The sequence below is a fragment of the Pontibacterium sp. genome, from assembly GCF_041587635.1.
Taxonomy (GTDB): domain Bacteria; phylum Pseudomonadota; class Gammaproteobacteria; order Pseudomonadales; family Balneatricaceae; genus Pontibacterium.
On record NZ_JBFGYC010000087.1, the window covers coordinates 1 to 10,130 of the forward strand.

The 10,130-nt window shown below is 51.7% G+C and carries 10 protein-coding genes; 5 read left to right on the forward strand and 5 right to left on the reverse strand.

All coding sequences use genetic code 11. The annotated features are described in order from the left end of the window. Positions 1-1,084 (reverse strand): multidrug effflux MFS transporter (locus ABYW01_RS06650; protein ID WP_372831705.1); only part of this gene is annotated, 1,084 nt, incomplete at its 3' end. 145 nt (positions 1,085-1,229) lie between these two features. After that, positions 1,230-2,000 carry a Phenylacetic acid catabolic protein gene (locus tag ABYW01_RS06655; protein WP_193953254.1) on the reverse strand — a complete coding sequence of 257 codons (771 nt, stop codon included), beginning with the start codon at positions 1,998-2,000 and terminating at the stop codon, positions 1,230-1,232. A gap of 321 nt (positions 2,001-2,321) precedes the next feature. On the opposite strand from ABYW01_RS06655, the gene ABYW01_RS06660 reads away from it, so the two are divergent. The 5 genes from ABYW01_RS06660 (at position 2,322) to ABYW01_RS06680 (ending at position 7,004) form a co-directional block, all read left to right on the forward strand. Continuing rightward, the gene (locus ABYW01_RS06660) at positions 2,322-2,768 is read left to right on the forward strand and encodes a flavodoxin domain-containing protein (protein WP_372831706.1); all 447 of its coding nucleotides are present in this window, start codon (positions 2,322-2,324) and stop codon (positions 2,766-2,768) included. 273 nt (positions 2,769-3,041) lie between these two features. Continuing rightward, entirely contained in the window at positions 3,042-4,712 is a 1,671-nt protein-coding gene (gene paaN / locus ABYW01_RS06665) for a phenylacetic acid degradation protein PaaN (RefSeq protein ID WP_372831707.1), read from the forward strand. A gap of 152 nt (positions 4,713-4,864) precedes the next feature. Beyond that, positions 4,865-5,491 (forward strand): phenylacetic acid degradation protein PaaY, encoded by a 627-nt coding sequence (gene paaY / locus ABYW01_RS06670; protein WP_372831708.1) that lies wholly within the window; start codon positions 4,865-4,867, stop codon positions 5,489-5,491. 145 nt (positions 5,492-5,636) lie between these two features. After that, positions 5,637-6,548: an SPFH domain-containing protein gene (locus tag ABYW01_RS06675; protein WP_372831709.1), complete on the forward strand. Its 912-nt coding sequence runs from the start codon at positions 5,637-5,639 to the stop codon at positions 6,546-6,548. A 21-nt stretch (positions 6,549-6,569) separates the two neighbouring features. Further along, positions 6,570-7,004, forward strand: a complete 435-nt coding sequence (locus ABYW01_RS06680; RefSeq protein ID WP_372831713.1) for an NfeD family protein — start codon at positions 6,570-6,572, stop codon at positions 7,002-7,004. 97 nt (positions 7,005-7,101) lie between these two features. On the opposite strand, the gene ABYW01_RS06685 is transcribed toward ABYW01_RS06680, so the two are convergent. The 3 genes from ABYW01_RS06685 to paaX all read right to left on the reverse strand — a co-directional run. Further along, the gene (locus ABYW01_RS06685) at positions 7,102-7,728 is read right to left on the reverse strand and encodes a DUF2889 domain-containing protein (protein ID WP_372831710.1); all 627 of its coding nucleotides are present in this window, start codon (positions 7,726-7,728) and stop codon (positions 7,102-7,104) included. 86 nt (positions 7,729-7,814) lie between these two features. Beyond that, complete coding sequence (locus ABYW01_RS06690; RefSeq protein WP_372831711.1) at positions 7,815-9,128, reverse strand: FAD-dependent oxidoreductase; 1,314 nt, start codon at positions 9,126-9,128, stop codon at positions 7,815-7,817. 181 nt (positions 9,129-9,309) lie between these two features. Beyond that, the coding region (paaX, locus tag ABYW01_RS06695) for a phenylacetic acid degradation operon negative regulatory protein PaaX (protein WP_372831712.1) at positions 9,310-10,130 on the reverse strand (821 nt) is incomplete at its 5' end.

Below are 10,130 nucleotides of genomic sequence, written 5' to 3' on the forward strand. Positions count from 1 at the left end.
GACCCACAATGATGCCGACCGTTGCTGCACATACCGCCTGTAAGAATCCCAGTAGGGAGGAGGCGGTGCCCGCAATATCGGAAAACGGTGCGAGTGCGCCGCCCATCGATAATGGCATCACAATGCCAACGCCAACCATAAAGAGCACCTGCATCGCGATCAGCCATGCCAGCGTATCTTTTTCCATTAATGAAGGAATCGCCATGGCAATGCCGGCGACAGCCGCAGTGCAGGCGCCCTGCATCAGCATCTTGCGTTGGCCCACGTAGACGCTGAATCGCTGAACCAGCTGAGTGCCGGTCACGTATCCACACACGACCAGTGCAAAATAGAGTCCGAAGTGTTCTTCAGCGACGCCAAAGAAGTTAATCAATACAAAGGAGGATGCTGACAAGAAGCAGAACAGGCCTGAATAGACAAAGCTGCAGCTCAGGGTGTAGCCGATATATTCACGATGCTTCAGCAGTCGCTTATAGGAGGTCATGACCGTTGTCAGGTTAAACGGTTTCTTGTATTCCTCTTTCAAACTCTCTTGTACCTTCAGGCCGTACACCGCCATCAGTACAAAGCCGAAAAAGGCGAGGAAGAGGAAGATAGCCTGCCAATCGAACCAGATGATCAAACCCCCGCCAAATACGGGTGCAATGGCAGGTGCCAGTGCCATGATGGTGCCAATCAGCGCCAATACCGGTGCTGCTTTTTCCGGTCCGTGTATATCCCTTACCATCGTACGGCCCAATACCGGGCCACCGCATGCACCTAATGCTTGAACAAAACGGTAGACCATCAGCTGTTCCACGGTTTCGGCCATCGCGCAGCCGATGGATGCCAAAGAGAAGATGGCCAGACCTGCCAGCATAATTGGCTTGCGTCCGAAACGATCTGCAAGAGGGCCATACAAAAGCTGTGCAACCGCAAAACCAGCAAAGAACACGGATAACGTCAGCTGCATCTGATCAACGCTGGTATTCAGGTCGTCGGTCATGCGGGGCAGGGCAGGTAGATACATGTCCGTGGACAGAGGTCCCAGCGCTACGGCTGCGGCCAGTGTCAGTATGGTGGCGATGGATTGCGGTGAGAACATGATCGCTCCGATATCAGGCGGGAAAAATGGCTGACAGGTTATACCACTGTTTAAACAAAAAAAGCAGGCTCAAATGGCCTGCTATTAAAGTGCAAAGAAACTGATCTGTACCAGAATGACGTATCAGACGCCATTCTGATCATTATTACTCGGTGTCAGGAACGGTCAGGCCCAGGCGGGTCAGTACGTCATTTACCAAGCCTTCCCATTCATTCAGGCGCTGATCGTTGGTTTTGGTGATCAGGCCATAGGCACGAAAACGGTCGTTGTGCTGAGAATCGGAACGACCAAAGGTTGCTGCTACTTTTGGATACCAGAACTCAACAGCGACCTGTGCCGCATCGGTGCCATTACGATCGATCAGATCCTGCAGGCCTCGTTCCCCCAGTTCTGCATGACGGGATTCACCTTCAGCTACGGCGCGCATCGCGTCGGCCAGTGGGGCATAGGATGCGTTGCGCAGTTCTTTCAGCTGGATGCCTGATGCGGCAGCCATTAACGCGTTCATGACCAGGGCATCTGTCCAACCCTGTAGCGGGTAGTGGAATACATTCAGGCGTTTGTCACCGCCAATACGGCGATTACCCAGGTCCAGATAGCGGCTCAGGCGGGCTTCCCAGGCATGAGAGGCAACATAGAGACGGTTATCGACACCAAACTCTTTCAGCAAAGTCAGTACTTTTTCAGCATGGTCAAACTTATCTGCAACGATCTGCGCAGCAACCTGACGCTCACGCAAACCCGGGCCTTCGTTGATCTGTTCTGCGAAACCTGCAGCACCTGCAAGTTCAGAATCCACGAAGACAACCATCAGGCGCATCAGTTCAGCACGGTATCCTGAAGAGATCTCTTCACCCGCCTGAATCTTTTCACCGTTAGCGATGCGTTCGATTAGTTTTTTATCATCCATTGCCATAAGAGAAGCCTCACTCTTTTTGAGGGTGTAGCGCGAATGCGGTTGCGCGCCTATGTCATTATTTTTTTGGACCATGATTGCTCTGACTGTGAACCCAATCCGGGCTGTATGTGTGCTTTCTACACAGGTCCGGTGTTTAGACAATCGCTCAGTCAAAGCAATAACCTGTCATAACGCAAGGTTAACCCAAAAACCAAAAGAGATACAAGAATATTAATTGATAATAAACTTTTCGTATCATAAAGTTTGGTGTATCGTTTGGATTATTGGCATTAATAGAAGCCCATAGATTAAGCAGAATAAAAGGGTAGGCGAGGGTTTATGACAGATATCGCGATTCTGGTAGGTACTGAATCAGGCAATGCACAAATGGTGGCTGACGCACTGCAAGAGGTGCTGGAAGAAGCACATGAGGTCGCGCTGCACGAAGAGCCAGACTATGACGAGCTGGATTTTTCCAGCCGCGATGTGCTGATCATCAGCTGTTCAACACATGGAGATGGTGAGCTACCAGATAACATCATTCCGCTGTGTGATGCATTGAAGGAACAGAAACCGGATCTGTCTCACATTCGATACGGCATCGTTGCGCTGGGTGATCAAACCTACCACCAGACATTTTGTCAGGCTGGCAAAGATGTGGATGCGTTGTTAGCCAGCTTAGGTGCGGTGCGCGTAGGTGAGCGTTTTGAAGTGGATGCCTGCACTCAGCCGCTGCCTGATGAGGATGCGCGTGACTGGGTACGTGATTGGGCAGAACAGCTGTAGTAAAAGGTTGTAAACGTCGCCGCATACTTAATACGGACGATACGTCGAAAACGAATATCAAAAGGCTACGCCCATCAGGTGTGGCCTTTTCTGTACCTGATACCCCAAAAATGGTGTATCAAACGAAACGCGTGTCGAAACATGCATTGCTTATAAATCGTATTCCGCAATAATGCGAAAGCGCGTTAGGTCATCAGAACAATAACAAGTAGCTATTATCAACCGGTTGTCGGTTTTGTGAAGTGGAAGAACCGGCACAGAGTGGGATTTATTATGAGCCAGAACCTGTTTGAGAAACACCAGGACACCCTGAAGGGTGCATTGAACGCCATTCACTCACGTGATTACTTCAGCCCTTACCCGGAAAACCCAAGTCCGCGTAAATACGGCGAGACTGCGAATAAAGACGGCGAGAACGCTTTCAAAGCGTACATCGGTCAGGCGTTTGAGCTGGATATGCCGGGTATCACCGGCACTGCGGGTAGTGAAAAATCCCCGTACGGTTTTGACCTGGACGTTCAGTACCCGCTGGTTGATCTGGATGTTCTGTTGCCAGCGATGAAAGATGCGCAGAAAGCATGGCGTGATGTGGGTGTTGAAGCCCGTGCCGGTATCTGTCTGGAAATTCTGGAGCGCATCAACAAGCGCAGCTTTGAGATCGGTTACGCCGTAATGCACACCTCCGGTCAGGGTTTCATGATGGCGTTTCAGGCCGGTGGCCCACACGCACAGGACCGTGGTCTGGAAGCGGTTGCTTACGCCTATGAAGCGATGACCTCTGCACCGGGTGTTGCGACCTGGACCAAACCACAGGGTAAGCACGATCCGCTGGTACTGGATAAGAAATTTACCGTGGTCGGCCGTGGTGTTGGTCTGGTGATCGGTTGCTCCACTTTCCCGACATGGAACACCTACCCGGGTCTGTTCGCCTCTCTGGTAACCGGCAACCCGGTGGTTGTTAAGCCGCACCCTGCAGGCATTCTGCCCGCGGCTATCAGCATCAAGATTGCACAGGAAGTACTGGTAGAGAACGGTCTGCCAGCACACCTTGTCTCTATGGTGATCGATGAAGACGCAACTCAGCCATGCACCATGGAACTGGCACAGCGTGATGAAGTTCGCCTGATCGACTTTACTGGTAACACCTGGTTTGGTGACTGGCTGGAAAACAACTGTCCGCAGGCGCAGGTGTATACCGAGAAAGCGGGTGTGAACACCATCGTCATCGACTCCACGGATGATTTCAAAGGCATGGTACGCAACCTGTCTTTCACTCTGAGCCTGTACTCCGGCCAGATGTGCACCACGCCGCAGGATATCTTTGTACCCGCGGGCGGTATCGAGACCGATCTGGGTCACAAGTCCTTCGATGAAGTGGCTGAAGCAATCTCTACTGGTGTGACTAAGTTCCTGTCCGATCCTGAGCGTGCCGCGATGGTGCTGGGTGCGATTCAGGCGCCCGTAACCGCGCAGCGTATCGAAGACAGCAAAGGTCTGGGTACCGTGATCCGTGATTCCGAGCCGATGGAAAACCCATGGTTCAAGGATGCACGTGTGCACAGCCCGCTGATCATGACCATCGATGCAGATAAAGAAGAGACGTACATGGAAGAGCTGTTTGGTCCGATCTCCTTCGTGATCAAGACGGACAGCACTGAGCAGAGTATTGCGCTGGCGAACAAAGCGGTGAAGAACCACGGTGCGATCACCATGGGTTGCTACTCTTCCAGCGACGATGTACTGGATCAGATCGAAGAAGCCTCTCTGGATGCGGGTGTTGCGTTGTCCTGCAACCTGACCGGCGGTGTCTTTGTAAACCAGAGTGCTGCGTTTTCTGACTTCCACGCCACCGGCTGTAACCCAGCGGCGAATGCGTGTCTGTCGGATCTGGCCTACGTTGCGAATCGCTTCCGCGTGGTGCAGAGCCGCCGTCACCCGAAATAATCAGTCATTGATCATGATAGGGCGGTATTTATTGCAGCATGACGGTCTTCAGTCATATTGCTCTGTTATCGAATTGTTATAAGGGTATTCCCGACCTTCGGGTCGTGTTATAAGAGGGCAAGAGCCCTCTTTTTTGTGTTTGGAGATATGGAATGAAAGTTTACGCTATCGATGGCATTACGCCGGTTATTGATCCGACAGCCTATGTGCATCCGACCGCTGTATTGATTGGTGATGTCATTATTGGCCCGCGTTGTTACGTAGGACCTGCAGCTTGTTTGCGGGGCGATTTTGGTCGTCTGGTGCTCAAAGAGGGTGCCAATATTCAGGATACCTGTGTCATGCACGGTTTTCCGAACAGCGATACGGTCGTAGAAGAAGATGGTCATATTGGTCACGGCGCAGTGCTGCACGGATGTACCATCAAAAAGAATGCGCTGGTGGGTATGAATGCGGTGATCATGGACGGTGCCGTAGTGGGTGAGTCCTCCATTGTTGCTGCGATGGGGTTTGTAAAAGCGAAGTTCGAAGTGCCTGACCGTACGCTGGTGGCGGGTTCTCCGGCGAAAGTTATTCGCGAACTGTCAGAAAGTGAAGTTTCCTGGAAAAGCGCAGGTACGCGTCAGTATCAGGATCTGGCCGTGCGTAGCCTGAATACGATGGAAGAGGTGGATGCTCTGACTGAGGTTGAGGCGGATCGTAAGCGTCTTGAGATCAATGTTGATGAAGTCATTCCGCTTTATAAGTTGAAAGAGCAGCAGTCGCAAAAAGCAGACTAAGTTATACCTTTGCCATGAAATTGCCTCCATATACTGCTATACAAAGCTAAGGGCTAGCGTTTGAAATGATTGCGTAGCTACAAAAAGTGTAATCATTTCAATTGACTGCTTCCGTTACGTCAAAAACCGATATAAGGATGTTGTGATGTTTGGCTTTGAAATTTCAGTTGGAGTTATTGTTGTCTTCGCGCTCGCGTTGATCTTCTCGGGTGTAAAGATGGTGCCTCAGGGGTATAACTGGACGGTTGAGCGGTTTGGGCGCTACACCCGAACGATAACGCCAGGGCTCCACCTGATCATTCCGTTGATCGATCGTGTCGGTAGCAAAGAGAATATGATGGAGCAGGTACTGGATGTACCACCACAGGAAGTGATCAGTGCTGACAATGCACAGGTCACGACAGATGCTGTTTGCTTCTTTCAGATTCTTGATGCGGCCATGGCGAGTTATGAGGTAAACGATCTCTACCGTGCGATGCAGAATCTGGTTATGACCAATATTCGTGCCGTTCTGGGTTCATTGGAGCTGGATGCCATGCTCTCCAATCGCGACACGATCAATAGTCAGCTATTGGCGAAGGTGGATGAGGCGACTGATCCATGGGGTGTCAAAGTGACCCGTGTAGAGATTCGCGATATCTCTCCTCCACAAGACCTGGTTGATGCGATGGCTAACCAGATGAAAGCGGAACGTGAAAAGCGTGCCGCTATTTTGCAGGCCGAAGGTGAGCGTGAGGCTGCGATCAAAGTGGCAGAAGGTCAGCGTCAGGCACAAATTCTGATCGCAGAAGGTGAAAAAGAAGCGGCGTTTCGTGTGGCTGAAGCCCGTGAGCGTGAGGCAGAGGCCGAAGCCCGCGCGACCGACATGGTATCCAAAGCGATTAGCGAAGGTAATCCGCAAGCGTTAAACTACTTTGTCGCGCAGAAGTATGTCGAAGCCTTGGGGCAGATTGCTTCTGCGGACAATGAAAAAGTTGTGCTGATGCCGTTAGAGGCAAGTAGCGTCATCGGGTCTGTGGCGGGTATCGGTGAGATACTCAAGTCTGTGAAGAACTAGTGGAGCGTACCGTTGTTTGATGTGATTACCACGTGGCACTGGCTGACATTGGCCGTTGTCCTACTCATCTTGGAAGTTCTCGGTACCAGCGGTTTTCTGCTGGGCATTGCCGTGGCTGCATTTGGTATGTCCGGGATTGTTGCGCTGGAGCTTCTGCCTGAGTGGCAGCATCAGCTGCTGGTCTTTTCCTTGCTGTCGGTTGTCTTTACGTTGGTGTACTGGAAGGTGTTTCGCGGTTTCAATGATAAATCAGCCGAGCCGCTGCTCAATGATCGTGCCGCTCAGCTGATTGGTCGCCGTCTGGTGTTGGAAGAAACGCTGGTGGGCGGTCAGGGGCGTATCCGTGTGGGAGACACGCTCTGGAAGGCTGAAGCCGATGATGAGTTAGAGGCCGGAGCAAAAGTAGAAATTTTTGGCAGTGAAGGGATGACGCTGAAAATTCGATCGATCGCTTAGGTTAAACCCATATCTTGCATGAAGCGGTACCGATGATGTCGGGCCGCTTCACCTCTGTTGTACTAGATCCATCTCTGTTTAATCCATCTCCGAGCACTTATCCGCCCGTTATTGCCTCTATGTTTTCTGTGGCAATGATGTGGGAGTCCGTATTGCGCTGTTGGTTCTCTTTTTCTGGCTGGTAAAAGTGTGGCCAATAGGTTTGTACAACGGCACCTTTAGAATCCATGGTGTGACACGTATCGAGCATCGGTGGCTTTTGATCGCCATCAGACCAGCCTTCGAGCGCTTCTCGTTCATGGTGGGTTGCCTGGAATGCTGTTGTTGCAACAGGACCGAGTAGCTCAAGCAGGTGGGTGCAGCCATGTACACCGCTGAACATATCGCGCGTGAGTTTGGTGAAGCCAGGTTTTATCTGAGTGCCTATAAGTTGTTTATATGCGCTGGTAATACTTGGGCAGCCCCGGAAAGGGGTTGCGTCCATACTGGCGGCCACGTCGAGTATATTCAGGTCCAGATCGATGGTGAGCCTGATTGACATGTTGTGGACAGGTTCGCCTGCGGGCAGTATGCCGTCGTCACGATCCTTTAGTTCAATGGCAAAGTTCTTGGTATCCAGCAGATGTCCTTCGATGTCCCACAAGCCGTCTTCACGCTTATAACCTTCGCAGATGACACGTCGGGTGTGTTGTTGAACTCGGTTTGCAGGGGGTGGTAATGGCATGATGATCTTACTCTGATACAGATAACTAAAAAGCCGCGCAGGCATTGCCTGGCGGCTTCATGGTGTTTCTTTAACGGGCAGTGTGCTTAATCGAGCAGCGCCAGCATTTCAGGAATGCGATTGAACTTCTCGCGAGGTTTATCGCCTTCTGCACGGCGGACTTCTGCTTCATTGATCGTCTGCCAGTCAGAGAAGCCCACTGTGCGTACGTTGCGTTCATCCAGCAATGCAGCAATTTTGTTAAAGCCCGCTTTGTCTCCAGCGGGCGTGTTTGCTTCTAAATCGGCAATAATCTGCTTGGCAACACCCATGGAGTCTGCTCGGTTGGCGGGGATAACACCTTGTGGGCCACGTTTACACCAGCCAGAGGTGTAGACCCCGTCTTCTACTCGCCCTTCCTCATTGCTGACGATGCCGCGTCCTTCATCGAATGGCATGCCTTCGATCGGTTGGCTGCGGTAACCAATAGCAGAGATGACTGTTTGCACGTCCAGATCAAAGGTTTCTCCAGTCCCTGTTGCACGGCCGTCTGTAATTTGATTTTTCTCCAGACGTAAGCCAGTCACTGTGCCGTTTTCACCCAAGATTGCAGTTGGGGAAGCGCAGAACATAATATGCAGACGAACCGGTTTGGAGTCGGCTGCGTTTTCGGCATAACCACGCAATGTTTCCAGATTCTTCTCAACGGCTTTCGCCGCTTTCGGGTCGAAGTCTTCAGGCAGTGCAGCAGGAAGTTGTGCAGGATCAACCAGTGCGACACAGCGTTCCAGCTCTGCAAATTCACTGAGTTCAGCATTGGTGAAGCTAGCTTCAACAGGACCACGACGACCGATTAGATAGATGTCCTGCACCGGAGATTCAGCGATCGCTGTCACGGAATCTGCTGTGATATCGGAGCTTCCCATCTCTTCAGCTGTTTTTGCAAGAATGCGGGAGATGTCCAGTGCAACGTTGCCGTTGCCAATGATTGCGATACCTGAGCTGTCGAGCTTCGGATTCAGGTCGGCGTGATCCGGGTGGCCGTTATACCAGGCAACGAAAGCACCTGAGCCGTAAACGCCGTTCAGGTCTTCGCCGTCAATGCCCAGATCGCGATCCTGCAGAGCGCCGATGGTAACCGCGATAACGTCGTATTGGTCTTTCAATTCCTGATAGGTGATATCGTCGCCAATATTTACATTGCCGACAAAGCGTACATTGTCGCGGGAAAAGGTACGTTCAAACTGGCGGACAATGTTTTTGGTGCCCTGATGGTCAGGGGCAACACCTGCACGCACGAGTCCAAAAGGTGTTGGGAGGCGGTCAAAAATGTCTACCTGAGCATCGGCCACCTTTTTAGAAAGCATATCCGCAATATAGCAACCTGAAGGGCCGCTACCGATGATAGCGATGTTGATCATATCGTTGTCTCCGGGGTAAATCGTGACCGGATCTGTGAGATCCGGGTCTCTTATTATGTTTGGGCTCCAGCGGCCGCGTGTTAATCTGTGCGAAAGATGTCATCGGTTTCAGCCAGAGTATTGCGGCTAGTTAGCTAATTGTGCGTGTTGTCAGATGGTCGGGGAGCGACCGAAGGGGCCGTCAAAGGCCGCCAAATCGTTTATAGAAACGCGGTGCTGCTTCAGGCAGTGGGCCGTCGGCTGTTTCCTGCGTTTCTGACAGATATTCTTCCGCTTTTACCTGCACCATACGGTATATGTTGCGTGCCAGAATGCGGGCTGAGGTACCGGCCCATTCGGCAGGGAGCAATTTTTCTGGTAGCTGCGGGTCGCGTAACAGAACACGACGGTAGTGATGGATCATCAGTGTTCGCAGCTGGAAACATTGTTCCGGGTCCAGTTCTTCCGCGCTTTCCAGTGCGCGAAGGATCGGGCGAAAGCGCTCCAGAAAGGTTTGATAATCTTCAGCCAGTTGTTGCAGGTTCCAGCACTCATGCACCAGTTCTTTGAGCGGTGCGGAGGTTTGTGTGCCAATAAGTTGTGACTCCATATGGATCACTTCACCATTGACGCATAACTCTTGCAGGGTGCTGTTTACTTCTGCCATTTCTGCCATGGGATGCGCCATGACGCTGGGTGCAATGTTACCAAAACCGAGCCATTCCAGCTCTTTTTTGACAACCTTTCTTAGCTCGACATCTAATTGTGTCGTAATGACCATATCCCACTTTCCATCCCATTCTGGATAGAGTTCGGCGTAGATACGACGGAATGCGCTCTCAAATCGACGACGCCCGGTATCCGTGAGGCTGTAGTAACTACGTCGACCAACCTGCGTTGAGGTCAGCCATCCTTCCTTGGTCAGTCGGAAGATAGATGTACGCACCAGTCGCTGATTCAGTCCGAGTGGCTCAAGCAGTTTAATCAGGCTGCCAAGCCAGACAGTGCCGCCTCGCGGGGAGA

Coding starts and splice junctions, on each gene's coding strand:
- ABYW01_RS06655 (WP_193953254.1), bottom strand. CDS start 2,000: ATGGCAATGGATGATAAAAAACTAATCGAACGCATCGCTAACGGTGAA.
- ABYW01_RS06660 (WP_372831706.1), top strand. CDS start 2,322: ATGACAGATATCGCGATTCTGGTAGGTACTGAATCAGGCAATGCACAA.
- paaN (WP_372831707.1), top strand. CDS start 3,042: ATGAGCCAGAACCTGTTTGAGAAACACCAGGACACCCTGAAGGGTGCA.
- paaY (WP_372831708.1), top strand. CDS start 4,865: ATGAAAGTTTACGCTATCGATGGCATTACGCCGGTTATTGATCCGACA.
- ABYW01_RS06675 (WP_372831709.1), top strand. CDS start 5,637: ATGTTTGGCTTTGAAATTTCAGTTGGAGTTATTGTTGTCTTCGCGCTC.
- ABYW01_RS06685 (WP_372831710.1), bottom strand. CDS start 7,728: ATGCCATTACCACCCCCTGCAAACCGAGTTCAACAACACACCCGACGT.
- ABYW01_RS06690 (WP_372831711.1), bottom strand. CDS start 9,128: ATGATCAACATCGCTATCATCGGTAGCGGCCCTTCAGGTTGCTATATT.